This window comes from Rhizobium sp. NZLR10, from assembly GCF_019685125.1.
Lineage (GTDB): Bacteria > Pseudomonadota > Alphaproteobacteria > Rhizobiales > Rhizobiaceae > Rhizobium.
In genome coordinates this window covers 269,155-291,335 of sequence record NZ_JABDWE010000002.1, presented here as the reverse complement: position 1 = coordinate 291,335, position 22,181 = coordinate 269,155, and the positions used below count along the sequence as shown (strand labels likewise).

At 60.7% G+C, this 22,181-nt stretch carries 27 protein-coding genes and 1 tRNA gene; 16 read left to right on the top strand and 12 right to left on the bottom strand.

Annotated features, from left to right (window positions below; all coding sequences use genetic code 11):
• Positions 1 to 7 precede the first annotated feature (7 nt).
• Positions 8 to 649: a ThuA domain-containing protein gene (locus HJB82_RS04700; protein WP_207584167.1), complete on the top strand. Its 642-nt coding sequence runs from the start codon at positions 8 to 10 to the stop codon at positions 647 to 649.
• A 208-nt stretch (positions 650 to 857) separates the two neighbouring features.
• Here HJB82_RS04700 and HJB82_RS04695 read toward each other — a convergent pair whose 3' ends face one another.
• Positions 858 to 1,337 (bottom strand): DUF2938 domain-containing protein, encoded by a 480-nt coding sequence (locus HJB82_RS04695; RefSeq protein ID WP_207584166.1) that lies wholly within the window; start codon positions 1,335 to 1,337, stop codon positions 858 to 860.
• Between the two features lie 257 nt (positions 1,338 to 1,594).
• Between HJB82_RS04695 and HJB82_RS04690 the strand changes: the two genes are divergently transcribed.
• Positions 1,595 to 2,392: a creatininase family protein gene (locus HJB82_RS04690; RefSeq protein WP_207584165.1), complete on the top strand. Its 798-nt coding sequence runs from the start codon at positions 1,595 to 1,597 to the stop codon at positions 2,390 to 2,392.
• A gap of 16 nt (positions 2,393 to 2,408) precedes the next feature.
• Here HJB82_RS04690 and HJB82_RS04685 read toward each other — a convergent pair whose 3' ends face one another.
• Complete coding sequence (locus tag HJB82_RS04685) at positions 2,409 to 3,359, bottom strand: LysR family transcriptional regulator (protein ID WP_207584164.1); 951 nt, start codon at positions 3,357 to 3,359, stop codon at positions 2,409 to 2,411.
• Positions 3,360 to 3,541: 182 nt separating this feature from the next.
• On the opposite strand from HJB82_RS04685, the gene HJB82_RS04680 reads away from it, so the two are divergent.
• From HJB82_RS04680 to HJB82_RS04650, 7 genes are all read left to right on the top strand, one after another.
• Positions 3,542 to 4,558 (top strand): ABC transporter substrate-binding protein, encoded by a 1,017-nt coding sequence (locus HJB82_RS04680; protein WP_207584163.1) that lies wholly within the window; start codon positions 3,542 to 3,544, stop codon positions 4,556 to 4,558.
• Between the two features lie 70 nt (positions 4,559 to 4,628).
• Positions 4,629 to 5,453, top strand: a complete 825-nt coding sequence (locus HJB82_RS04675) for an ABC transporter ATP-binding protein (protein ID WP_207584162.1) — start codon at positions 4,629 to 4,631, stop codon at positions 5,451 to 5,453.
• Positions 5,453 to 6,316, top strand: a complete 864-nt coding sequence (locus tag HJB82_RS04670; RefSeq protein WP_259669482.1) for an ABC transporter permease — start codon at positions 5,453 to 5,455, stop codon at positions 6,314 to 6,316. The genes HJB82_RS04675 and HJB82_RS04670 overlap by 1 nt, the downstream gene beginning before the upstream one ends.
• Positions 6,316 to 7,629 carry a cytosine deaminase gene (locus HJB82_RS04665; protein WP_207584161.1) on the top strand — a complete coding sequence of 438 codons (1,314 nt, stop codon included), beginning with the start codon at positions 6,316 to 6,318 and terminating at the stop codon, positions 7,627 to 7,629. The genes HJB82_RS04670 and HJB82_RS04665 overlap by 1 nt, the downstream gene beginning before the upstream one ends.
• A 1-nt stretch (position 7,630) precedes the next feature.
• On the top strand, positions 7,631 to 9,037 hold the full coding sequence (locus HJB82_RS04660; protein ID WP_221132587.1) for an FAD-binding oxidoreductase: 1,407 nt from the start codon (positions 7,631 to 7,633) through the stop codon (positions 9,035 to 9,037).
• Entirely contained in the window at positions 9,037 to 9,618 is a 582-nt protein-coding gene (locus tag HJB82_RS04655) for an NAD(P)H-dependent oxidoreductase (protein WP_207584159.1), read from the top strand. Before HJB82_RS04660 ends, HJB82_RS04655 begins: the two co-directional genes overlap by 1 nt.
• 54 nt (positions 9,619 to 9,672) lie before the next feature.
• Positions 9,673 to 10,062, top strand: coding sequence for a RidA family protein (locus tag HJB82_RS04650; RefSeq protein WP_221115941.1), 390 nt, complete (start codon positions 9,673 to 9,675; stop codon positions 10,060 to 10,062).
• 25 nt (positions 10,063 to 10,087) lie between these two features.
• Here HJB82_RS04650 and HJB82_RS04645 read toward each other — a convergent pair whose 3' ends face one another.
• Positions 10,088 to 10,600, bottom strand: coding sequence for a MarR family winged helix-turn-helix transcriptional regulator (locus tag HJB82_RS04645; protein ID WP_221139637.1), 513 nt, complete (start codon positions 10,598 to 10,600; stop codon positions 10,088 to 10,090).
• Between the two features lie 44 nt (positions 10,601 to 10,644).
• Between HJB82_RS04645 and HJB82_RS04640 the strand changes: the two genes are divergently transcribed.
• Positions 10,645 to 12,141, top strand: a complete 1,497-nt coding sequence (locus HJB82_RS04640) for an FAD-dependent oxidoreductase (protein ID WP_207584156.1) — start codon at positions 10,645 to 10,647, stop codon at positions 12,139 to 12,141.
• A 127-nt stretch (positions 12,142 to 12,268) separates the two neighbouring features.
• Here the strand turns inward: HJB82_RS04640 and HJB82_RS04635 are convergent, their stop codons facing one another.
• From HJB82_RS04635 to HJB82_RS04625, 3 genes are all read right to left on the bottom strand, one after another.
• Positions 12,269 to 12,535 carry a hypothetical protein gene (locus tag HJB82_RS04635; RefSeq protein ID WP_221139636.1) on the bottom strand — a complete coding sequence of 89 codons (267 nt, stop codon included), beginning with the start codon at positions 12,533 to 12,535 and terminating at the stop codon, positions 12,269 to 12,271.
• Positions 12,535 to 12,705 carry a hypothetical protein gene (locus HJB82_RS04630; protein WP_010069037.1) on the bottom strand — a complete coding sequence of 57 codons (171 nt, stop codon included), beginning with the start codon at positions 12,703 to 12,705 and terminating at the stop codon, positions 12,535 to 12,537. The genes HJB82_RS04635 and HJB82_RS04630 overlap by 1 nt, the downstream gene beginning before the upstream one ends.
• 122 nt (positions 12,706 to 12,827) lie before the next feature.
• Positions 12,828 to 13,085: a DUF982 domain-containing protein gene (locus tag HJB82_RS04625; RefSeq protein ID WP_207584309.1), complete on the bottom strand. Its 258-nt coding sequence runs from the start codon at positions 13,083 to 13,085 to the stop codon at positions 12,828 to 12,830.
• A gap of 385 nt (positions 13,086 to 13,470) precedes the next feature.
• Here HJB82_RS04625 and HJB82_RS04620 point away from each other — a divergent pair, with 385 nt between their 5' ends.
• Positions 13,471 to 14,298, top strand: coding sequence for a nickel-binding protein (locus tag HJB82_RS04620; protein WP_207584154.1), 828 nt, complete (start codon positions 13,471 to 13,473; stop codon positions 14,296 to 14,298).
• A gap of 93 nt (positions 14,299 to 14,391) precedes the next feature.
• On the opposite strand, the gene HJB82_RS04615 is transcribed toward HJB82_RS04620, so the two are convergent.
• Positions 14,392 to 14,685 carry a DUF982 domain-containing protein gene (locus HJB82_RS04615; protein WP_207584153.1) on the bottom strand — a complete coding sequence of 98 codons (294 nt, stop codon included), beginning with the start codon at positions 14,683 to 14,685 and terminating at the stop codon, positions 14,392 to 14,394.
• Positions 14,686 to 15,528: 843 nt separating this feature from the next.
• Between HJB82_RS04615 and HJB82_RS04610 the strand changes: the two genes are divergently transcribed.
• The 3 genes from HJB82_RS04610 to HJB82_RS04600 all read left to right on the top strand — a co-directional run bounded on the left by HJB82_RS04610 (position 15,529) and on the right by HJB82_RS04600 (position 17,361).
• On the top strand, positions 15,529 to 15,738 hold the full coding sequence (locus tag HJB82_RS04610) for a hypothetical protein (protein ID WP_207584152.1): 210 nt from the start codon (positions 15,529 to 15,531) through the stop codon (positions 15,736 to 15,738).
• Positions 15,739 to 15,741: 3 nt separating this feature from the next.
• The gene (locus HJB82_RS04605; RefSeq protein ID WP_207584151.1) at positions 15,742 to 16,320 is read left to right on the top strand and encodes a Fic family protein; all 579 of its coding nucleotides are present in this window, start codon (positions 15,742 to 15,744) and stop codon (positions 16,318 to 16,320) included.
• Between the two features lie 303 nt (positions 16,321 to 16,623).
• The gene (locus HJB82_RS04600; RefSeq protein ID WP_207584150.1) at positions 16,624 to 17,361 is read left to right on the top strand and encodes a hypothetical protein; all 738 of its coding nucleotides are present in this window, start codon (positions 16,624 to 16,626) and stop codon (positions 17,359 to 17,361) included.
• Between the two features lie 142 nt (positions 17,362 to 17,503).
• On the opposite strand, the gene HJB82_RS04595 is transcribed toward HJB82_RS04600, so the two are convergent.
• Positions 17,504 to 18,994 carry an FAD-dependent monooxygenase gene (locus tag HJB82_RS04595; RefSeq protein WP_221139635.1) on the bottom strand — a complete coding sequence of 497 codons (1,491 nt, stop codon included), beginning with the start codon at positions 18,992 to 18,994 and terminating at the stop codon, positions 17,504 to 17,506.
• 118 nt (positions 18,995 to 19,112) lie between these two features.
• Positions 19,113 to 19,970: a LysR family transcriptional regulator gene (locus HJB82_RS04590; protein WP_221139634.1), complete on the bottom strand. Its 858-nt coding sequence runs from the start codon at positions 19,968 to 19,970 to the stop codon at positions 19,113 to 19,115.
• A gap of 107 nt (positions 19,971 to 20,077) precedes the next feature.
• On the opposite strand from HJB82_RS04590, the gene HJB82_RS04585 reads away from it, so the two are divergent.
• Positions 20,078 to 20,533, top strand: coding sequence for a DUF3237 domain-containing protein (locus HJB82_RS04585; RefSeq protein WP_221139681.1), 456 nt, complete (start codon positions 20,078 to 20,080; stop codon positions 20,531 to 20,533).
• 423 nt (positions 20,534 to 20,956) lie between these two features.
• On the opposite strand, the gene HJB82_RS04580 is transcribed toward HJB82_RS04585, so the two are convergent.
• A complete protein-coding gene (locus HJB82_RS04580; RefSeq protein ID WP_207584146.1) occupies positions 20,957 to 21,127 on the bottom strand; it encodes a hypothetical protein in 171 nt (56 codons plus the stop codon).
• A 90-nt stretch (positions 21,128 to 21,217) separates the two neighbouring features.
• Between HJB82_RS04580 and HJB82_RS04575 the strand changes: the two genes are divergently transcribed.
• Positions 21,218 to 21,445: a hypothetical protein gene (locus HJB82_RS04575; RefSeq protein WP_207584145.1), complete on the top strand. Its 228-nt coding sequence runs from the start codon at positions 21,218 to 21,220 to the stop codon at positions 21,443 to 21,445.
• Positions 21,446 to 21,550: 105 nt separating this feature from the next.
• On the opposite strand, the gene HJB82_RS04570 is transcribed toward HJB82_RS04575, so the two are convergent.
• Both HJB82_RS04570 and HJB82_RS04565 read right to left on the bottom strand, forming a co-directional pair.
• Entirely contained in the window at positions 21,551 to 21,754 is a 204-nt protein-coding gene (locus tag HJB82_RS04570; RefSeq protein WP_221139633.1) for a CsbD family protein, read from the bottom strand.
• Between the two features lie 201 nt (positions 21,755 to 21,955).
• A tRNA-Lys gene (locus HJB82_RS04565) sits at positions 21,956 to 22,031 on the bottom strand.
• Positions 22,032 to 22,181 lie beyond the last annotated feature (150 nt).

The window sequence follows — 22,181 nt, the reverse complement described above, 5'->3', positions numbered from 1 at the left end:
AAAGACTATGCGTGAAGCACTGATCGTCTGGGGCGGCTGGAGCGGCCACGAGCCGCAGGAATGCGCCGAAGTCATCAAGACCATGCTCGAGGAGGACGGCTTCAAGGTCTATCTCGAACACGGCACCGAGGCGCTTGCCGACCCTTCGGTCCACGATCTCAGCCTCGTCGTGCCGATCATGACGATGTCGAAGATCGAGAAGGAGGAGGTCAAGAACCTCGCCGCCGCCATCGAGAGCGGCGTCGGCATCGCCGGTTATCACGGCGGCGCGGGCGATGCCTTCCGCGACTCGGTCGATTACCAGTTCATCATCGGCGGCCAATGGGTGGCGCACCCCGGCAACATCATCGACTATACCGTCAACATCACCCGGCCCGACGATCCGCTGATGGAGGGCATTGCCGATTTCCCCTACACGTCGGAGCAATATTACATGCATGTCGACCCCTCGAACGAGGTTCTGGCGACGACCAAATTCACCGGCAACCACGCCTACTGGATCGACGGCGTCGTCATGCCCGTCGTCTGGAAGCGGAAATACGGCAAGGGCCGGGTCTTCTATTCTTCACTCGGCCACCAGGCCAAGGAATTCGACGTGCCCGAGATGAAGACCATCTTCCGCCGCGGCGCCAACTGGGCGGCGCGGTAGGGCGAGGTTCGCGCGGACGGCGGCCCCTCATCCGGCTGCCGCCACCTTCTCCCCGTAAACGGGGCGAAGGGGACAAGCCGCGACCTCTCCGTTCCCCGCTAGCTCTCGCACGGCACGTCCCCTCTCCCCGTTTTTTACGGCGGTCCGAAGGACGGGTCGAGACGAGTGGCTCGACCCCGGTTGGCTGGGTGAGGGGCAGGCCTCAGTCTCAGCGAATGATCAGCGCCGTGCCGTAGAGCCCGAGCGCAAAAACCGTATGCGCGAGCAAATTGAAGCACCGCACCTTGTTCGGCGTCGGATGTTTCGATGCGGCCCAGCCGATGCCGAGGCCGGGCTGCAGCAGGAACCACCCTGCTCCGACGGTGAGAATACCGAAGATCCAGGCGGGGAGAAATGTCGGTGCCGCCAGCCACGCCTGCCCCATGATGAGCGCAAAGATCAAGCCATAGAGAATGCCGACGGCGTAGTGGCTGATCCAGCCGAGCGCCAGTTCATGCGTATAGGGCTCGGCATCGGCGATGCTGTCGTGAAAGACCTTGCCGCGGCGAAGGTGCCAGAACCAGCGGCCGACCGGGGCCCAATTGGGCGCCGTCTGGCCGAAAACCTTGGTGAGCACGATCGCCCAGAGGTCCATGAGGATGGTTGCGCCAGCACCGATCGCCAGGCCGCGCCACAGAATATCGAACATTGGGAATCACCGGAGAGCGTTGAATTGCAGAGGCGCTAGAAAACCATTGCAGGCGCGCCGGCGCAATGGCTCCAGTGAGTTCCCAGCCGCATCCAGGGCTTATGCAATGGTTACCGCCTGCCCCCGCTCTCTGCCCTCTGCGCGGCCCTCGTTGCTGTATCATCCGCAAAAAGGCATCGGTGCGGGCGCAAATTGATGCTTTTCGCGTGCAGCGATATTTCCTACTCACTGTCGAAACGGCAATGAGAGGCGCGGCGATGGCAATGCCATTTTACTGGAACGAACTGAACAGCTCCGATTTCGCCGGACTTTCGGCCAATACGACCATTGCCATCCTGCCGATCGCCTCGACGGAACAGCACGGCCCGCACCTGCCGATCGCGACCGATGTGGCGATCGCCAACGGCATGCTGGCCGAACTGCGAAAGCAGAAGCCTGACGATCTCGATTTCCTGGTTCTGCCGACGCAAGAGATCGGCAAGGCGAACGAACATATCTACGGACCGGGAACGCTGTCGCTCGGCGCTGAGCTGCTCATTCCAGTCTGGACGGCGATCGGCGCCAAGGTTGCCGAAGCCGGCATCCGCAAGATGGTCATCGTCAATTCGCATGGCGGCAATGTCGACATCATGAGTATCGTCGCGCGCGAGCTGCGCGTCCGCTACCAGATGGCCGTCATCTCGACGCAATGGGGCCGCTTCGGCCATCCCGAAGGCATGATCAGCGAGCACGAGTTGAAATACGGCATCCATGGCGGCGAGGTCGAGACCTCGCTGATGCTCCATTTCCGCCCCGATCTGGTGCGGATGGACAAGGCGCAGAATTTTGCGTCCAAGGCCGAATGGATGCGCGAGCAATCGAAATACATCCAGCCGCTGCCGCCCCATTCGCTCGCCTGGATCGCCCACGACCTCAATCCGAACGGCGTCGTCGGCGACGCCTCGCTCGGAACCGTCAAAAAAGGCGAAGCGATCTGCCGCCATCAAGTCAGGGGCTTCATCGAGTTGCTTTACGACCTGACGCGCTATCCGCTTTCCAACCTTTATTCACAATAGCGCCGGCCAGGGCGACCTACTGGGTGATCGGCTTTTCCATCGCGATATGGCCCTTGGCCTGCAGTTCCTGCACGAGGCCGGCAAGTTCGGCCAGCAGATATTCAACGAACAGGCTGGTGGCGGAATCGAGCGGCGCACGGGCGCGGGCAAAAAGCTTCATCGGCTGCTGGCGCGCGTGCGGTTCAGCAATCGCCCGGAAGACGAGCTCGCCCTGCCGGCATTCGGTAATGACGTCGAGCGGGTTCAGCATCGTCAGCCCCGCCCCTGACTTGACCAGCTTCTTCAGCATCTCCGACGCATTGGTTTCAAGCACCGGCTCGACATGCACATCGAGACGCGCCAGCGCCAGGTTGATCACTTCACGCAGGCTGGTGCCTTGCTGGGCCAGCACCAGGCGTTCCTGGACGATATCGGCTAGGTTGATCGGACCCGAACCGATCAGGTGATGGCCGGGCGGCAGCACCACGCCGATCGGAATATCGAAACTGCCGAGCGTTCGAATGCCGGGTGTCGCCGGGATATTGAAGCCGAGGCCGATATCCACCTCGCCCGACAGCACCGGATTGACCGTTGTCGTGCCGGCATCATTGCGCAGTTGCATGAAGACGCGCGGATGTTCCGACTGGAACCGGGCGATGATCTCCGGCAGCGGCCCAGCGGCAAGGCCGACCGTGGTGACCAGGCGGATCTTGCCCGCCTGCTGCATCTTCAGGCTGCGGATGCGCCCCTCCAGCCGCTCGTAATTCTTCAGCACCTCGCGAATATGTTCGATGCAGAGTTCACCGGCCGCCGTCAGGCGCAGGCCGCGCGGCAGGCGCTCGAAGAGCGGAGCGCCCATTTCCTCCTCCAGCGCCAGAATCTGCCGGTTGATCGCCGATGACGCCACGTTCAGCCGCGCTGCGGCTTTGCGGATCGAGCCGGAGCGCGCGATCTCATTGATGTAGATAAGCTTTCTGGAGTGCAGCATCGCAACCTCGTTGCATAAAATTAAAGCAGACAGCACAAATTAGGCACAGGCTTCTGATGAGATGCCGAAAAGGCATCATTGCGCACGAAATTTGATGCTTTTCAAAGAGCAAAGCAATCGCTCCAATGAAGAAAATCGGGCGTCGCAATGGGCGTTCCGAACTCAGAAGGGGAACGCTGATCATGCCCAATGCACTGAAGAATACGGTCTTTTCCGCGCTCATCGGCCTTGGCGGCGCGCTCGCCGCTGCTGTCTCGGCGCATGCGGCCGATAAGGTAAGCTACGGCACGAACTGGCTGGCGCAGGCCGAGCACGGCGGCTTCTACCAGGCGGTCGCCGACGGCACCTATGCGAAACACGGCCTCGACGTCACCATCGTCCAGGGTGGCCCGAACGCGGCCAACAGCGCGCTGCTGATCTCCGGCAAGATCGATTTCTACATGGGTGGGCCGCAGGGCGAGATATCGGCTGTCGAACAGGGCATCCCGCTGGTCGACGTCGCAGCGATCTTCCAGAAGGATCCGCAGGTCCTGATCGCCCATCCGGACATGGGTATCGACAAATTCGCGGACCTCGCCAAGCTCAAGACCTTGTTTCTCGGCAAGGACGGTTACCTCACCTATTTCGAATGGATGAAGGCGAACTACAAGGGCTTCAAGGACGAGCAGTACAAGCCCTACAATTTCAGCCCCGCGCCATTCCTTGCCGACAAGGAATCCGCCCAGCAGGGTTACCTCACCTCCGAGCCCTACGAGATCCAGAAGCAGGCCGGCTTCGAACCGAAGGTCTTCCTGCTCGCCGATAACGGCTATTCGCCCTATTCGACGATGATCACCACCACGCAGACGATGGTCGACAGCAAACCGGATGTCGTCCAGCGTTTCGTCGATGCTTCGATCGAGGGCTGGTACAACTACCTCTACGGCGACAACAGCAAGGCGAACGAGCTGATCAAGAAGGACAATCCTGAAATGACGGATGGCCAGATCGCCTACTCCATCGCCAAAATGAAGGAATACGGCATCATCGAATCCGGTGACAGCCTGGACAAGGGCATCGGCTGCATCACCGACGCGCATTACAAGGCGTTCTTCGACGAGATGGTGGCGATCAAGGTGTTCAAGCCGGAGACCGACTACACCAAGGCCTTCACGACGAAATTCGTCTGCAAGAGCACCGGAATGGCGATGAAGAAGTAAGCCCTCCGACGTCGGCCGATGGTCCGCCTGAGGTGGCGGACCCCATCCTCCCCTGGTGAATGAGACAGGCATGCCCTTAGCAGAAGCCCAGGCCCGATCCCCGCAAGAGACGCGCAAGCGGCCGCTGGTCGCGATGCAGTCGGTCTCGAAGGTCTTTTCCAGCGGCACCGTTGCCCTTTCCGACATGTCGCTCACTGTCGAAAGCGGCGAGTTCGTCAGCCTGCTCGGCCCTTCCGGCTGCGGTAAGTCGACGGCGCTGCGCATCATCGCCGGCCTTGGCGACGTGACGTCGGGAACGATCGGCTGGCCGAGTTCGCGCATCAATTCGAAGGGCCTGCCGGAGGGCGATATCGGCTTCGTCTTCCAGGAGCCGACGCTGATGCCGTGGAAGAACGTGTTCGACAATGTCCACCTGCCGCTGAGGTTGAGGCGGATTTCGAAGGCGTCAGCGCATGCAGAAATCATGCAGGTGCTGACCACCGTCGGCCTCCAGGATTTCGCCAAAGCCTATCCACGCGAACTTTCCGGCGGCATGAAGATGCGCGTCTCTATCGCCCGCGCGCTGGTGACGAAACCGAAGCTGCTTTTGATGGACGAGCCCTTCGCGGCGCTTGACGAAATCACTCGGCAGAGGCTGAACGACGACGTGCTGCGGCTCTGGAAGGCGACCGGCATCACCGTCATCTTCGTCACCCATTCGGTCTTCGAGTCCGCCTATCTCTCGAACCGCATCGTTGTGATGAAGGCAAGGCCCGGACGCGTGCATGCCGATGTTCCTCTGACCACCAGCCTGGAACGCGACGAGCATTACCGCACCTCGGAAGAATACCGGAAGGCGTGTGAGACGGTCTCCCTTTCGCTGATCGGGGCAATCAACGCGGCGGGAGAGCATTGATGCGTGACCAAACTGATACGCCGCCGCAGCTCCCTCACCTTGCTGCAAATGCCATTCCCCATGTCGCAGGCGCAAGGCGCCGCGATCTCGCCCTGCGCATCACCATCCCCTTCCTCGTTATCGGCCTGCTGATCCTGATCTGGTACGCCTATGTGAAGCTCTCGGGCGTGCCGCCCTATATCCTGCCGGGTCCGGCCGCAGTGGCAAACGCTTTCGTGACGGACTGGGGTACGCTTGCCCCTGCCCTCTGGGTGACCACCAAGATCACCTTCCTGTCGCTGATGCTGGCCCTTGTCGGCGGCGTCGGCTTTGCGATCTTCCTGGTGCAGTCGCGCTGGATCGAGCTTGCCTTCTATCCGCTTGCCGTCATCCTGCAGGTGACGCCTGTCGTGGCGATCTCGCCGCTGATCCTGATCTATGCGCCGTCGACCCAGGTGGCGCTGCTGATCTGCGCCTTCCTCGTCGCCTTCTTCCCGATCCTTTCGAACATGGTCCAGGGGCTGAAGAGCGTCGACCACAATCTCATCAACCTCTTCGAGCTTTACGGCGCCTCGCGCTGGCAGACGCTGCTCTTTCTGAAACTGCCCGCCGCCCAACCCTATTTCATGACGGGCCTCAGGATCGGCGGCGGTCTGGCGCTGATCGCCGCCGTCGTCGCAGAATTCGCGGCAGGCTCGGCTGGCGCCGGCTCCGGCCTCGCCTTCCGGCTGCTCGAAGCACAATATCGGCTCAACATTCCGCGCCTCTTCGCCGCGCTGCTGATGCTCTCCCTGCTTGGCGTGGCGATCTTCGCCGTCACCTCCTTCATTTCCTGGCTCGCCCTGCACCGTTGGCATGAGAGCAGCCTGAAACGAGAAAACTGATGACCTATTCCTTCCTTTCGCCGCCCAATGCCGGCCGCTTCGTGCTGAGCAATGCGACGCTGCCTGCCGTCGCCGTCGAGGGATTTGACGCGCCGGCGATCGACGGGCTGGTCAAGGCGGATATCGTCATCGCCGATGGCGTCATCTCCGCGCTGCTGCCGGCGGGCGCAGCGCCGGTGGAATTACCACGATCCGATCTGAAGGACGGCATGGTCTGGCCCTGCTTCACCGACATGCACACCCATCTCGACAAGGGGCATATCTGGCCGCGCAACGCCAATCCCGACGGCACCTTCATCGGCGCCCTGGACGCGGTGCGGACGGACCGGGAGGCGCACTGGTCGGCGGCTGATGTCAGCAAGCGCATGGAATTCTCGCTGCGTTCGGCCTATGCGCACGGCACCAGCCTGATCCGCACGCATCTCGATTCGCTGGCGCCGCAGCACCGTATTTCCTTCGAGGTTTTTGCCGAGATGCGCGAGGCCTGGAAAGACAGGATTACGCTGCAGGCGGTGGCGCTCTTCCCGCTGGAAAATATGGTGGACGCGACCTATTTCGCCGACCTGGTCACCGTCGTCCGCGAAAAAGGCGGGCTGATCGGCGGCGTCACCCGGATGACCGCCGATCTCGACAGCCAACTCGATGTGCTTTTCAGGGCTGCCGCCGATAACGGCCTCGACGTCGATCTTCATGTCGACGAGAGCGACGATCCTGCCGCCGAGACGCTGAAGGCGATCGCACAAGCCGTGCTGCGCAATCGGTTCGACGGCAAGGTGACATCAGGCCATTGCTGCTCGCTCGCCAGGCAGGACGAGGAGACGGCAAAACGCACGGTCGAGCTCGTCGCAAAAGCCGGCCTTTCCATCGTCTCGCTGCCGATGTGCAACCTCTATCTGCAGGACCGCTACCCCGGCCGGACGCCTCGCTGGCGCGGCGTCACCCTGTTCAAGGAACTGGCGGCGGCCGGCGTTGCGACGGCAGTGGCCTCCGACAATACGCGTGATCCCTTCTATGCGTATGGTGATCTCGACCCGGTCGAGGTGTTGCGCGAGGCGGTGCGCATTCTGCATCTCGATCATCCGCTAGACACGGCCGCGCGCGTCGTCACCACCTCGCCTGCGGATATTCTCGGCCGGCCCGACAAGGGGCGCATCGCCGCTGGCGCCTTGGCCGATCTCGTGCTCTTCAGCGCCCGGCGCTGGAGCGAATTTCTTTCCCGTCCGCAGTCTGACCGCGTCGTGCTTCGCCGCGGCAAGGTGATCGACCGCAGCCTGCCGGACTACCGTGAACTCGACAGCGTCGTTGGAGCCTGACATGCCGGATTATCAGACGATCAAAAAGCAACTCGAAGGCATCGCCGTCGAGGACAATCCGGCGCTGGTGCGTCAGAAAAGCCGCGATTTCTACTGGTATTCGCCGATCCTGAAGGCGCAGCTCGACAATGTCACGGCCGATCTCGTCGTCACGCCGAAAAACGAAGAAGAGGTCATCCGGGCGCTGAAGGTCGCTTTCGCGCACGGCGTGCCGGTAACGCCGCGCGGTGCCGGCACCGGCAATTACGGCCAGGCCATGCCACTTTCCGGCGGCATTGTGCTCAACCTTGCCGCCATGGACAAAATCAAGGAAATCCATCCCGGCCGGGTTGTCTGCGAACCGGGCATCGTCATTGCCCAGCTCGACAAGCAGACCAAAGCGCATTCCGGCCAGGAGCTGCGCTTCCACCCGTCGACGGCGCAGACGGCGACGGTCGGCGGCTTTATCGCCGGCGGCTCCGGCGGCGTCGGGTCGATCACCTGGGGCGGTCTGCGCGATCTCGGCAATATCCTGCGTCTGCGCGTCGTCACCATGGAGGCCGAGCCGCGCGTGCTCGACCTGACTGGCTGGGACCTGCAGAAGGTCAGCCATGCCTACGGCACCAACGGGATCATCACCGAAATCGAAATGCCGCTCGCCCCTGCCTATGATTGGGTCGACGTGCTTGTCGGCTATGACGACTTCATGGCATCGGTGCGCTTCTCGGATGCGCTGGCCAAATGCAACGGCATCCTCGTCAAGGAAATCGCGCCGATCGCGGCACCGATCCCGCACGACTATTTCACCCGCCACAGGCCCTATATCCGCAAGGGCCAGTCAGTGGTGGTGCTGATGATCGCGCCGCATTCGATGGACGCTTTCCTCGCCTTTGCCGCCGCCAACAAGGGCGAGATCATCTTCCGCTCCGACACGGTCGAAAGCATGAAAGGTATTCCGCATGCCTATGAGCTTGCCTGGAACCACACGACGCTGCGTGCGCTGAAGGTCGATCCCGGCTTCACCTATCTGCAGGTTCAGTATCCAGGCCCGGATCACGTCGCCAAGGTTGCCAAGATGGTCGAGATCTTCGGCGACGAAGTGCCTGGACATCTCGAATTCATCAGGTTCGACGGGCAGATCCAATGCTCCGGCCTGCCGCTGGTGCGCTATACCACGGAGGAGCGCCTCGAGGAGATCATCAAGATCCACCAGGATCACGGCTGCCCGATCTTCAATCCGCATCGCTATACGCTAGAGGAAGGCGGCATGAAGCGCACCGACAAAGTACAGCTCGCCTTCAAGCAGGAAACGGACCCGAGAGGGCTATTGAACCCCGGCAAGATGATCGCCTGGGAGAATCCCGATTTCGATTTCAATGCCGGCAAGAATTATCTCTTCCCCGGGCTTGCGAGCGTCATGGAGGCCTAATGAGAGTTCTCGTGCTTCATTCGCATCCGGTCGAGGAAAGCTACGGCAAGGCGCTCTACAAACAGACGCTGGAAAGCCTGCGAGAGGCCGGTCACGAGGTGGATGCGTGCGATCTCTATGCCGAGAATTTCGATCCGGTGCTCTCCCGCCACGACCGGCTCGCCTATCACGATTATCCCGGCAATACCGCGCTGGTGAAATCCTATGTCGAGCGGCTGAAGCAGGCCGAAGCGCTGGTGCTGGTGACGCCGATCTGGAATTTCGGTTTTCCGGCGATCCTGAAGGGTTATTTTGACCGCGTCTGGCTTCCTGGCGTCTCCTTCGAGTTGGTCGACGGCAAGGTGGAATCGCGGCTGCGCCACATCAGGAAACTCGCGGCCGTGCTGACATACGGCGCGACGCCGTTTCGCGCCTTCGCCGCCGGCAACCCGCCGAAGAAGATCGTCAAGCGTGTGCTGAGGGCGCAGATCAATCCGCTGCGGCCGGTCACCTTTCTTGCCCATTACGACATGAACAACTGCACGCCGGAAACCCGGGCCAGGTTTTTGGAGAAGGTAAAGATGGCGATGGAGCGGTTTTAAGACCCGACCGGGTGGTTGGTCGTGGTAGCATCCTCATTGAAGCAAGGAATGCCCATGAAGAAGATTTTCAATCCGGCGTCTGTCCGTCGTCCATTCGGAAATTACAATCACGGGCTGCTGGTGCCGGCCGGGGCCTCGCTGCTCGTGACCTCGGGGCAGCTCGGGATCGGTCTCGACGAGAAAGTGCCGGAAGATATCGGCGCACAGGCAGAACTTTGCTTCGAGGCCATCAAAGCAATTCTCGCCGAGGCGGAAATGAGTTTTGCCGACGTCATCCGCATCTCAGGCTTCGTGACGAAGCGTGAGGATTTCCCTGCCTATATGGCCATGCGCGATCGCTATACACTCGATCCGAAGCCGGCCTCGACGCTGATCATCATCAGCGGCTTCACCCGCCCCGAATTCCTCGTGGAAGTCGAAGTCACGGCCGCCAAAGTGCTTTGACATTGCCTCTCGGGTCGTCCGCCGGTCAGCCGCCTTCTGTCTGCGGCTCCTCGGCGCCATTGCCGATATTGCCACTAATATCACGGGCGAACTTCCGCATCAGCCGCACCAGTTCATTGAAGTCGTGCTCGTCCCAGCGCTCGAAGATGGCGCGGCCCATGCGCTCGCGCGCGGCGTCGATGCGATCGGTCATCGCCTTGCCCTTCGGGCTAATGACCGCCTCGCGCACGCGCCGATCCGCAGTACTGCCGCGGCGCTCCACCAGATCAAGACTTTCAAGCTTGGCGACCTGGCGGCTGACGGTGGTGTAGTCACGCCCGGCGCGATCGGCAAGTTCGACCACCCCGATCGGACCAAGCCGTTCCACCGTGACCAGCAGCGGAAACAGGGCGCGATCGAGCGAAATACCGGCCTCGCGGACCATCTGCTCATCGCGCTGGGGCCGGTTCATGACGCTGACGATCTCGATCAATGCCCTATGCAACTCGCGCAACCTTTCGGAAATATGTGTATTTTGCACGTTTTTTGTTGACGCCATATCCATTCTCCTATTATGTGCATAATACACATATGGAGATCGCAATGACACAGAATTCTTCAGTCGACGTGCTGATATCAGGCGCCGGCGCGGCCGGGCTGACGCTGGCGATCGAGCTGGCGCGGCGCGGCGTATCCTTCCGCCTGATCGAGAAATTGAACGACCCGTTCCGCGGCTCCCGCGGCAAGGGAATTCAGCCAAGAACGCAGGAGGTCTTCGAGGATCTCGGCATTCTCGACCAGATCGTCGCGCTCGGCGGCGCCTATCCCCTGCAGCGAGAATATCGCGACGACGGAATCTTCAGCGAATCCGAAGCCGTGCTGCGTGGGGAGCCGACGCCCGCCGAGCCCTACCATCTTCCGCTGATGGTGCCGCAGTTCCTGACCGAAGGCGTGATGCGCGAGCGCCTGCTCGAACTGGGGCACCAGCCGGAGTTCGGATGCGAACTCATCGGCTTCGAACAGCACGAGGCAAGCGTGACGGCGCGGCTCACGGGACCATTTGGCGAAGAGACTATTCAGGCGCGATGGCTCATCGGCGCGGATGGCGGGCGCAGCTTCGTACGCCACGCGCTTGATATCGGTTTTCCCGGCAAGACGCTCGGCGTGCGCGCCATCGTCGCCGATGTCATGCTGACGGGGTTGGAGCGCGACGCCTGGCATCGCTTCGGCGAAGGCGACATGCGGCGACAGATCGCACTTTGCCCGCTCGCGGGAACGGAACTGTTCCAGATCCAGGGACCCATTCCGCTCGAAGGCGAGATCGACCTTTCCGCTTCATGGTTGACCGCCTTGGTCGCGGAGCGCACCGGCCGCGACGATATTCACGTCCACTCGGTCTCCTGGGCTTCGGCCTTCACCATGAACGCCCGGCTTGCCGATCGCTACCGGCTCGGCCGCGTGTTCCTGGTCGGCGATGCTGCCCATACGCATCCGCCGACCGGCGGACAGGGCCTCAATACCAGCGTTCAGGACGCCTATAATCTCGGATGGAAGCTGGCTGCAGTCGTCGCCGGCGGCCCTGATGCACTGCTCGACAGCTATGAGGAAGAGCGTCGCCCGGTCGCCGCGGCGATGTTGGGTCTTGCCACAGATCTTCTCGACCAACTCAAGCGGGGCGAGATGCGGCGCGGCCGCGAGGTCCATCAGTTGGATATCGGCTATCCCGAATCCTCCATCGCGCTGGAAAAGCCGGAGCGCCGCGGCGGCCTGCTGGCGGGCGACCGCGCGCCGGATGCGCCGCTCACGGGTGCGGCCGGCCAGCCGAGACGGCTGTTCGAACTGTTCAGCGGCGCGCACTGGACGCTGCTCGGCTACGAGGTCGAGCAAGTCACTGTGCCGCCGCGCAGCGGATTGCACATCCACAGGATCGGCCGGCGCGGCGATATCCTTGATAAAGCCGGGCACTTCCGTGACGCCTACGCTCTGACCCCAGGTGACTGGGCGCTCGTGCGCCCGGACGGCTATGTCGGCGCCATCGTCGGATCGTCTGATGCCTTGGCGCTGGATGCCTATCTGGCAAATGTCGGCCTTGGAACATGATGCCTGAGCCGCTTGGAGCAGAATTCTATTTGAGGCGGACCCGGCCTGAAACCATCCCGTTCCAGGCTGCCGGTCGCCCCGCCGCCAGGCGGATCGCCGATCCCCAATGGCGCGCAGCGCAGATGTTTCAGAGGGCGTCGCGCTCGTATCGCGGCGTCCAACCGCGGGTCATTCCCCGGCTGATCGCTCTCTCCGCCAGCGCCAGTTGCTGGCGCAGATGTTTGCAGTCGTCGAGCAGCGAGCGGATCGCCGCCTTGGCATCGTCGTCATGCCAGGCAAGCACGGCTTCGACTTCCCACGCCGGATCTGGCCAAGCTGTATCGGGCCAAGCCGGATCGGGCCGCGCTGAATCGGGCCAAGCCGGCTCGGGTTGCAAGATCTTTGCCGGCTGCATCAGTTTAGCGCCAGTGGCAATTGAACCGGGCGTGGCAAGGGCGGCAGCGGCCGGCTGAGTTCGACCTTTCTCTGCCAGGCGGCGCGCCGCAGCTGATCCCGCTCGCGCGCCGCGCGGGACGCTTCGACAAGAGCTAGGGCGTTGGCGATCACCTGTTCCGTATGCGTCATGACCATCTCCGATGTTCCTGATTTGTTCTAAAATAGAACCTCGGCCGGAAAAGTCAAGTCGGGAGGGATTTGGGTGTTCAACGGGATCAGGCCGGAGCCTGGGGTAGAAACACGGCGGGCGTTCAGTCCGCAGCTTCGATGACGGCGATGCCGGCTTCCTGCGCAGCCCTGATGAAGGATGCCCGCACCTCATCCGGCGGGAGATCGCCGATGATCGCATCCAGGCAGGATTTCACGGCTTCGAAATATTCTTCGCCGTCGTCTACTGGCCAATCGTGCAGCAGCGTGCGCGCGGCATCCCACACAGAGTTAATAACGGCATAATGGCCGAGCCCTATTGAGGCCAAGCCGACCGGTCGAAAATGTGCCGTCTGTCTCACTTTGCTACAGCTTTTCCCAATTTCGGTGAGCGTACCAGTAACGATGCAATTTGCGTGCCGTTGGCGGGCCGCTCGCCTGCGGGGCAACTATGTCTCCTCGTCCCTCCAGCCAGGCGCTTTGAGAACATGCAACCTTTGAACCGTCCCGATCGGCGCAGAGAACCCGGCGATCAGTTATCAAACGACAGATTATGGTAAATATCAGGCTTTCCCTCCCGAACCTACTCATTAAAATCAATCTCTTCCCTAGTATTCTATAGAACTGACAGGATTTCATTGGCATTTCTGGAAGCAACAGGCCGAAATGATCGGATATTGATTGTCCCAAAGGTGGACGCAGCCGCATCCAGATCGTACAATGCCATCCCTTCTGGGAGGACGCGCGATGCCTATCTTCATGGACCGGCACTTTCTCGAGGGAACGTCGGCGGCCGACGTTGCCCGGGCGCACCGCATGGATCTCGACATTCAGGATCGCTACGACGTCAAATTTCTCACCTATTGGTTCGACCAGCAGCGCGGGACCGTCTTCTGTCTCGTCGATGCGCCTGACATGGAGACCGCCCAATGTGTGCATCGCGATGCGCACGGTTTCGTCGCCAACGAGATCGTCGAGGTCGCGTTGTCTGCGGTCGAGGCTTTTCTCGGCCGAATTCATGACCTCGAGCCGGCGGCTGGCCAATCCTCGGCGCAGGTGGATCCCGGCCACCGGGCAATCCTCTTCACCGATATCGTCGGATCGACCGAGATGACGGCGCGGCTCGGCGACCGCATAGGGACCGAAATGGTGAGAGCCCATGACGCGATCGTGCGCCGATGCCTTGGCCAAACGTCAGGCCGGGAAGTGAAACACACCGGCGACGGCATCATGGCCGCCTTTTCCGCCACATCAGCCGCCGTCGAATGCGCCATGACGATCCAGCAGGAATTCAAGCGTTACAACGGCGGAAACGCCGAGCCGATCCACATCCGCATCGGGCTTGATTGCGGCGAGCCGGTCGAGGACAGCAATGACCTCTTCGGATCGACGGTGCAGCTTGCGGCGCGCCTTTGTGCGGTTGCCGCCAGCGACCAGATTCTCGTCTCGGAGAATATTTTTCGGGAGTATGGTGCCGCCGATCTCTTCGGCCACGCCACGCGCCGTCGGCTCAAGGGGTTTTCGAAGCCTATGATGGTCTTCCGATGCGAATGGGCGAATGGCGGGCATGCTTGACGTGACGCTTTGTGGCGAGGGCGGGGCAGCCGACATCGAACGCAAGACGCGCCGCACATGATGTGACGGCGCGCCCCTGCCTACTCAGTATCATCAGGCATTGCCGATATTTCGATCGCCCATCAGCTGTTCGAATTTGGGGGCGCCCTCGACCTTGGCCAGCACACCCGACATCTTCAGAAACCGCCGGAAATTCTCGCGCGCAGCACTCAGCGGGAAACGGCCGCTGGCCGTGTCTCTGCACGCCTTCAACAGCGTGTCATATGCCAGACCTCGCTTGTCCTCCGGCCATTCACCGAGAATATCGAAGATTTCATCGAGACACGTGATCTCAGCGATGAAATGCTGACGATGAAGCAAAACCGGATCGAACCGAGTTTCATTCATAGTATTCCTCCCATTTATATTACTTTTTTATGGGATAATATTACTGAAAAACCATAATTTATTCAAGACAAAAACGGCTGTTTTTCGCTGAAACCATCGGCAACTACTTCCATAATGACAGAATAGCTCGATCAGATTATCTTGAGTGAATTGATCAGCGATCTAGCTTCAAGGCTCCACAAGCTAACGTGACGGCATGGTAGATTGTGACCAGGATCAACCTCGCAAGGAGACGTTCAATGAATCGATTTCTCACATTGGTGGCTGCCGGAATGCTGATCGGTGTGTCTGCGATCACGTCTTCCTGCACCTCGCCCAGCAAGCACGATCGCGAAGATTTTCAGTATCAACGGGATACATCGGTAAACCCGGCATGCGCGGGTGGCTTCAGGCCCGGTAACGCGCGCTCGTGCAGTTATTGATGGCGCTGGCGCCCGACATTCGTTCAGCGCTTCGCTGAGATTGCCGGGCCGCCGAAGTGCGAGATGCTGCTGAACCCCGCTTCCCAGGAGAGCAGCCGCGGTATCACCGCGTCGTGAGGCGCGCTGCAGCAACGGGAATGGTTAGGGAACCGCAAGCCCCGCCCGCAGTTAGGTCAACGGGTCACGGTTGGCTCAATTCAAACAGGAGAACGGTTCCCAATGAACAATTTGATCTGGCTTGTCGGCGCTGTCGTTATCGTGCTCGCGATTTTGAGTTTCTTCGGCTTTCGCTGAGTAAGACGTCACTGACGGAAGTTGTGGCGGCTCGACCGGTTTGTCCTCGCGGCGACAGCCGGACGAATCTGGCCGCGGCTCCGATAATTATGATCGCGTGAGGGTTGGCTGGATGTTACGATGCGATATGACAAAAGAAACGAAATCAGGTCGGCCTGCTGAATCCGGTCGATTTGTCACACGTCCGATCGGTGAAAAGAAGGCGGCGAAATTTGCCGAGGTCGAAGGTTTGAAGCTGAGTGCCGGTTCCAAGGCGCTGTCGCAGAAACTGACGTCCGGCGACCTTAAGGGGGACGCTTACCGCCGAGAGATAGTCAAAGCTTTCAAGAAAGTCTGACGGGTGGTCCGCTACAATGCCGTCGAGGACCCGCTCTGTTATCCGGGCACTCACGTCCTGGTCAATAAAGCCGATATCGAAGATCAGGATCAGCTTGACCAATTCGAGCAGCTCATGTTCGACTCTCGTGCCACGGAATCCCTCCCGAACGGCAACTTGGATTTCGCGCATTATGGCGCGCTACACTACCATTTTTTCCAGGATGTATACGGCTGGGCCGGGAATATTCGTACCATCCGCACAGGCAAGGGTGACAACTGGTTCGGTTTTCCCGAATACATCGAGGCGGAGGCCAAACGACTGTTTGCTCAATTGGCAAGCCGCGGATATCTCGCAACGGCCGAAACAAAGGACGCCTTTGCCGAAGGTTCCGCATGGTTTTTGGGGGAAATCAACGCGATCCATCCATTCCGTGAGGGCAATGGACGTATCCAGCTGGTCTTCCTCACGATGCTGGCGCGCAATGCAGGATATGAGGTCGATGAAGGCGAACTACGCCCTGGGCCGTTTCTACAAGCGATGATCAAAAGCTTCCACCGCGAGCTGGCACCTCTTGTCAACGAAATCCGGCGAATGATTTAGGCTTACTGCCCGACAAAAGGACCGCAGCGGGCGTTGGCGACGTGTCGCGATGGGTGGGTTGAAGGCGGCGGTTCGTGAATTGCCCGCCTGAGTTCGGAACGCGGCTATTCGATCGCGACTAACTCCTCGCGACAAACAAGCAATCTCGCACGCCCTTCGAAAAACCATGGTGAAGCATCGGGGTCGCACCGGGATTCATGCCCGTTTTGTTGACGATCCACCGAATGATGTGTGGATCACCCCCCTCGACGTCCTTTACAGTCAAGCGTTTCGGCCTCCCGGAGCCGATCGTGAGGGAAATCGATGGATCGTCCTACTGCCGCAGATGACGCGACTCAATCCAGGAAGCGGGCTGCAAAATCCGATCAGCCGGATGGGTTTGCCCGGGAAGTTTCAGCCATCAAAGTTGGCGACTGCCTGCTGGGTTACAAGGCCGTGCAGCGCCGCGCGCGGGGCGGCCGCTGGAACCACTTCCGCGGCCGGATGCGCGAGATCGAGAAATTGATAAGGCATCGCCATGGCGACATCGTGCCCGAGGCGGATGACGCATTGATCTATGTCGAGGTGATCGCCAGCCTCGCCCTCGTGGAATTCAAGGAAGCGTTTGTCGACGTGGTTCTCGGCTGGGCGGCACGCTGGCTGCCTTGGGCTGGGAAAGCCGACATTGAGGACGTGATCTACGAGAGAACGAAGGTGCGGTTTTCCTCGCTGTCGGCCGACGCGCTCGGCCACGCTCTGCATTTGAGCTACTCGGAGCGCTGCGCCCTCGATATCCGCACGATCGGGGCCTTCGATGTGCCGAAAGGGAAAAGAGCAAAACTTCAAAAACAAAGGCGGCGGCAGCGGGACCGAAGCCGGAAAGAGCAGCAACGCCGTGCCGCAGGCGCGCTTCCCAGAGCCGATTATCTCGCCAATTCTTTTAGCCAAGCGCGCCCCTGGGAGGCTTTCGGCATCAGCCGCCGGACATGGGAGCGTCGCGGCAAACCGATGCCGGAGGCCGAGATGCTATCGGATTGCGTCTCGATCTCGCTTGCCGCCTAAAGCGCGTCGCGATCTTTCAGATTCGCTCCTCGCGCTTTAGGTCTTTGTTTTTACGCATGTCGTTGCGGCAAAAGCGCTTCGCGCTTTGCCTGGGAAAACCGCTGCACACTTTTGCGCGACATGCTTTAGCTTCTTGCGATTTTCAGCCTGGCGCTCCGAACCAGCTGTTCATCGCCTCGCGCAGACCATCCTGCGTCCCCTCACCGACCCACGCGACATAGCCATCGGGTCGGATCAAAATTGCAGTCGGTGCAGAGACCGCACCCAGCCCAGGCAGCTCCCACGCACCATCACAGCCGGCGTCAACCAGCTGGACGCGGTCTGACCACGGCGTGATGTCGAGACTGCCGGGCGTGCCGAGATTCACGAGCATCGGCCGCGCATTTTGGAGCAGCGTATAGACGCGCAAGGGGCCATCGAGCGTGGTGAGGTCGAGGTCGGGCATGCGGCGGCCGAGCAGCGGATGCCCGTCGCCAAGGTCGTAGTGGATGGCCAGGCCGGACATTTCGGCGGCGATCCTTTTGCGCGGCTCCTGCATGGCGAGCAGCTCCAAGACCACGTCCCGCAGGGCTTCGGTTCGGTCATCGGTCCGTTGCAAGGCGACCTGTGCCATCGTCGTCCGCAACACGCGGGCGGCCACTGGATGGCGCTCGGCGTGGTAGGTGTCGAGCAAGCTTTCCGGCGATATGCACTTCACCACCTGGGCCAGCTTCCAGCCCAGATTCACGGCATCCTGCACACCGGTATTGAGGCCCTGCCCGCCCACCGGAGAATGCACATGCGCGGCATCGCCAGCCAGGAGAACGCGGCCCTTGCGGTAGGCCGACGCCTGCCGCGACATGTCGGTGAACCTGGAAATCCAGGTCAGACCATGGATTCCGTAATCCGTTCCGCATGCGGCGATCAGGCCTTCTTTGAGATCGCCGAGCGTCGGTTCGCTCGTGGCGCTGGCATTCTTTTCCGTCACCATGACATTGATCGGACCTTCGCTGGCAAAGACGACCTTGCCGTCGCGAATTTCATATTCCTCCCGGCCAAAGGCATGCATGCCGAGCGCGGTGCGATGGACGCCAAGTGGCGGCTCCTCCTCCATCTCGGCCTCGGCGAGAATGTTGCTCGTCGTCGCATCCCATCCTGGAAATTCAATGCCGGCCATCTTGCGAACCAGACTGTGGCCGCCATCGCAGCCGACGAGATAACCTGCCCTCAACGAAGCCCCATCGGAGAGTTCGATGGTGACGCCGGTGTCGTCCTGCTGAAAGGACGTCAGTTCGCGGCCGCGATAGATCGGCACCGGCAACTCGCCGACCCATCCGGCCAGAATGCGCTCAATATGCTTCTGCCGCAGCGCCAGACCATAATTATGCCGGGTCGGAAAATCGCTGATATCCAGCCGCGTGACCGCAAATCCGGTGACCTGGGCGATCTGGCCCTCCGCCAGAAACCGCTCGACGATGCCGCGCTGGTCGAGAACCTCGAGCGTGCGCGCGCTCAGACCGCCGGCGCGCGAACCGACGATCTCCTGGTTCCGCCGGCGTTCGATGATCGCGACATCGACGCCCGCCAAGGCCAATTCGCCCGCCAGCATCAGGCCGGTCGGCCCCCCTCCGGCAATAACGACTGCATGCTCCATCGTCCGCTAACTCCTCTGTTCCGACTTCCGAGGGCGATATAGAGGCTCAATTGCTTCCGGGAAGCCAAATTGATGGGCTGGCCTGCTGTCGATCTTGCCTGCCGCAGGTTGTTCCCTATCAGGCTGGCTCGTGAGCCCGCTCACAAAGCCATGCGCAGAGCTGCCTGGGCGCGAGGCGGGAGTCGCCGGTGCGCATTAACGCGAAATGCCAGGCCGGCCCGGTCAGCACATATGGGAAGGGTGCGATCAGCACTCCCTTGTCCAAAAGCGGTCGAAACATGGACGGCGACAACAGCGCCACGCCGACGCCTGCCACCGCCGCACTGGCGTCCAATTCGTGCGTGGGATAATCGACCATCGCAAACCGCAGAGCCGGCGGCGTCTCGCATTGAGCGCCCTGGAACCAGGCATGCCAATCCGGATGCGGCAAAAGCTCGAAATCCGTCAGCTCATCCGGCCCGTGCAGGGTTCTCGTTCCAAGCAGTGAGGGCGCCAGCATCGGAGTTGCCTCAACCGGAGCGAGCCGATATTCGTCAAGCCCTTCCCATCCGCCACGCCCCGTCCGTATGGCGACGTCAAATGCGCTGGGATCGCGAATATCGGCGGAGACGTCGACCTCGATCGGTGATGTTCCCACTGAGTGATAGCGGGACAGCCGCGGTGCGAGCCAGCGCGAGGCGAATGTCGGAGGCGCCGTCAGCCGGAGCGGTGGCATGGCCGCCTGGAACTCATCAAGCGCGCCGGCGATGCCATCCAATGCAGCCCGAATTCGACCCGCCAGAACAGCGGCAGCAGCCGTCGGGACAACGCGGCGCCCGGCACGCTGGAACAGCGGCTGACCAAGTTCGGTCTCCAACGACCGGATACGCAGGCTGACTGCCGCTGGGGTGAGACATAAACGCTCGGCCGCACGGGCAAAGCTGCCGGCAGAAACGCACGCTTCCAGAATTCGCAAGGACTCCAACGGCGGCCGCATGATCTCTTCGCTTTTGATGAGTTTTTCTTGTGATGCTCACAAGCAAAGCGCGTTTTGGGGACAGCGCGCTTGTAGCTAGGGTTGAAGTCAACAATAGGCGATCTGACATGACCCTGCAATCTCGGCCCTTATTCAGACTTTTCATGACACTTCATCCGGCCCTGGAGCTCGGCCAGACGCCGGCCGGAGGCCGCCGCATATTTTCCGTTTCCGGTGGATATTTTGAGGGCGAGCGCCTGAAAGGCGAAGTGTCGCCGCTGATCGGCTCCGATCTGCTGCTTGCGCGTGCAGACGGCACGTTTCAGCAGGATGCCAGGCTCCTGCTCGTCGCCGATGACGATCTGATCTTGATGACCTATCGCGGCATCAGGCGCTCCACCTCGGCCGTTGACGAGCGTCTGGCACGCGGCGAAGCGGTCGACGCCTCCGAATACTATCTGCGGACAACGCCCTATTTCGAGACGGCCGCGCCACGGCATGCGTGGCTCAACCAAATCGTCGCGGTTGCGCAGGGCGGACGGTGTCCGGGCGGCGTTGAGTATGACGTATTTGAAATTCTCTAAAGCGCGTCGCGATCTTTCAGATTCGCTCCTCGCGCTTTAGGTCTTTGTTTTTACGCATGTCGTTGGCAAAAGCGCTTCGCGCTTTGCCTGGGAAAACCGCTGCACACTTTTGCGCGACATGCTTTAGATGCGCCATCGGCGTTGGGTAACATAATGCCGCAACGGCTTCGCTCAGCAGAGGCTGATTCCGTGTCGCAGGTTGTTCTCCCTATAAATAAAGGTCCCTGCTGGTTGGAACGACTTGCGACAGGAATTTCTGCCTTGCTTTCCAAAGCGATGTTGCTTGCCGCTTGCGGCTTTCTTGCCGTGGAACCCGGGCGCTTCAACACGACCTGACCGGGTGGGAAGCCGATGTGGCAAGTGCTTTCCCGGGTCACCGTTTCTTCTCGAAGGGTGATCAATAAATAGTTGGTGTGATGTGCTTTACTGCGGAGCCGTGGCTTTTTGCGGAATCGTCTCAGCCGCTGGTCGCTCAGACGGATCGGCGGGATGGCCATAGATTGTGTAGGCGGCGCCGGCCAGAACGCCCAGGACGAGAAGAGCGAGTAGGTACAACATCATTCCGCGGATCGCCGTTTTCGGTGTCTTGTCCATGGGATCTCCAGGATTGCTCAGCAGTCTTTCACGGAACGAACAGGTCCGAATCCGGTTTACCCAAAATCCCTGTTACTAGCGGAGGCCACCATGTGGGCAATCCTGATCGGTGCCGCTCTCATAATCGGCGGCTTTGTTTTTCTGTTTTCGTCGGCGCTTGGTCGAAGACCGAGCGATCCGCATCACATGCCGCAAGGCGGCAGCACGCTGGAACCACGGCGCCAAGGCCTCAGGTTCCTCGGGATATCCCAGAACTGGCCAGCTCTGGCCGTTATCGCCGTCGGCGCACTTCTCCTGGCTTTTGGGGGATATTCATGAACATCCGACCGACTTGATCGCTCCAAAGGAACCTCGCAGAGCTGGTTGCACCTCAGCTCCTTCGACGGCAAAAACCCGGCTTTCACCGGGCTTTTGTTGAGGTAATTACCAAGTCTGGCGGCCATACCAATCATCGACATCGTTTCTGACACGGTCCTTTTCGATGCCGTAGCGCTCCTGGATCTTGCCTTCCAGCTGATCCCGCTTGCCGGCGATCTGGTCGAGATCGTCGTCAGTGAGTTTGCCCCACTGCTCCTTGATTTTGCCCTTCGCCTGCTTCCAATTTCCTTCGACACGATTCCAATCCATGATCGATTTCTCCTATATGTTGGTGAGAAGAAAACGGACCGCAGTGGAAGTTGGTTCCTGTGACGAAGCTGATTTTTGAACCGTCGCGTGATTCTGCGTTTGGCTGTGATTGCCTTCCAGACCATACGTGCATGTGCGCGACAGCAGCGACGCCTTTGACTGCTGATCTCAGCTAGCGGCAGTCATATTGAAGATTAGAAATGGTGAGAGCGTCGGGGTTCGAACCCGAGACCTACTGATTAAAAGTCAGTTGCTCTACCAGCTGAGCTACGCTCTCCCGCTCCGCGGGTGTGAAGCACCCCGGCTGGAAGTGGGCGGAACATAGGCAGGCGACCCATTGCGGTCAACCGAAAAATTCGGCTTTTTCCGGCAGTCGGCACATTTCTTGCGCGAGCAATGCACATCTTGCGGGGCCAAGGGCCAAGGT

Excerpts from the sequence above, each read along its gene's own strand:
- HJB82_RS04700 (WP_207584167.1), top strand. The coding sequence starts at position 8 with ATGCGTGAAGCACTGATCGTCTGGGGCGGCTGGAGCGGCCACGAGCCG.
- HJB82_RS04695 (WP_207584166.1), bottom strand. The coding sequence starts at position 1,337 with ATGTTCGATATTCTGTGGCGCGGCCTGGCGATCGGTGCTGGCGCAACC.
- HJB82_RS04690 (WP_207584165.1), top strand. The coding sequence starts at position 1,595 with ATGGCAATGCCATTTTACTGGAACGAACTGAACAGCTCCGATTTCGCC.
- HJB82_RS04685 (WP_207584164.1), bottom strand. The coding sequence starts at position 3,359 with ATGCTGCACTCCAGAAAGCTTATCTACATCAATGAGATCGCGCGCTCC.
- HJB82_RS04680 (WP_207584163.1), top strand. The coding sequence starts at position 3,542 with ATGCCCAATGCACTGAAGAATACGGTCTTTTCCGCGCTCATCGGCCTT.
- HJB82_RS04675 (WP_207584162.1), top strand. The coding sequence starts at position 4,629 with ATGCCCTTAGCAGAAGCCCAGGCCCGATCCCCGCAAGAGACGCGCAAG.
- HJB82_RS04670 (WP_259669482.1), top strand. The coding sequence starts at position 5,453 with ATGCGTGACCAAACTGATACGCCGCCGCAGCTCCCTCACCTTGCTGCA.
- HJB82_RS04665 (WP_207584161.1), top strand. The coding sequence starts at position 6,316 with ATGACCTATTCCTTCCTTTCGCCGCCCAATGCCGGCCGCTTCGTGCTG.
- HJB82_RS04660 (WP_221132587.1), top strand. The coding sequence starts at position 7,631 with ATGCCGGATTATCAGACGATCAAAAAGCAACTCGAAGGCATCGCCGTC.
- HJB82_RS04655 (WP_207584159.1), top strand. The coding sequence starts at position 9,037 with ATGAGAGTTCTCGTGCTTCATTCGCATCCGGTCGAGGAAAGCTACGGC.
- HJB82_RS04650 (WP_221115941.1), top strand. The coding sequence starts at position 9,673 with ATGAAGAAGATTTTCAATCCGGCGTCTGTCCGTCGTCCATTCGGAAAT.
- HJB82_RS04645 (WP_221139637.1), bottom strand. The coding sequence starts at position 10,600 with ATGGCGTCAACAAAAAACGTGCAAAATACACATATTTCCGAAAGGTTG.
- HJB82_RS04640 (WP_207584156.1), top strand. The coding sequence starts at position 10,645 with ATGACACAGAATTCTTCAGTCGACGTGCTGATATCAGGCGCCGGCGCG.
- HJB82_RS04635 (WP_221139636.1), bottom strand. The coding sequence starts at position 12,535 with ATGCAGCCGGCAAAGATCTTGCAACCCGAGCCGGCTTGGCCCGATTCA.
- HJB82_RS04630 (WP_010069037.1), bottom strand. The coding sequence starts at position 12,705 with ATGACGCATACGGAACAGGTGATCGCCAACGCCCTAGCTCTTGTCGAA.
- HJB82_RS04620 (WP_207584154.1), top strand. The coding sequence starts at position 13,471 with ATGCCTATCTTCATGGACCGGCACTTTCTCGAGGGAACGTCGGCGGCC.
- HJB82_RS04615 (WP_207584153.1), bottom strand. The coding sequence starts at position 14,685 with ATGAATGAAACTCGGTTCGATCCGGTTTTGCTTCATCGTCAGCATTTC.
- HJB82_RS04610 (WP_207584152.1), top strand. The coding sequence starts at position 15,529 with ATGACAAAAGAAACGAAATCAGGTCGGCCTGCTGAATCCGGTCGATTT.
- HJB82_RS04600 (WP_207584150.1), top strand. The coding sequence starts at position 16,624 with ATGGATCGTCCTACTGCCGCAGATGACGCGACTCAATCCAGGAAGCGG.
- HJB82_RS04595 (WP_221139635.1), bottom strand. The coding sequence starts at position 18,994 with ATGGAGCATGCAGTCGTTATTGCCGGAGGGGGGCCGACCGGCCTGATG.
- HJB82_RS04590 (WP_221139634.1), bottom strand. The coding sequence starts at position 19,970 with ATGCGGCCGCCGTTGGAGTCCTTGCGAATTCTGGAAGCGTGCGTTTCT.
- HJB82_RS04585 (WP_221139681.1), top strand. The coding sequence starts at position 20,078 with ATGACCCTGCAATCTCGGCCCTTATTCAGACTTTTCATGACACTTCAT.
- HJB82_RS04580 (WP_207584146.1), bottom strand. The coding sequence starts at position 21,127 with ATGGACAAGACACCGAAAACGGCGATCCGCGGAATGATGTTGTACCTA.
- HJB82_RS04575 (WP_207584145.1), top strand. The coding sequence starts at position 21,218 with ATGTGGGCAATCCTGATCGGTGCCGCTCTCATAATCGGCGGCTTTGTT.
- HJB82_RS04570 (WP_221139633.1), bottom strand. The coding sequence starts at position 21,754 with ATGGATTGGAATCGTGTCGAAGGAAATTGGAAGCAGGCGAAGGGCAAA.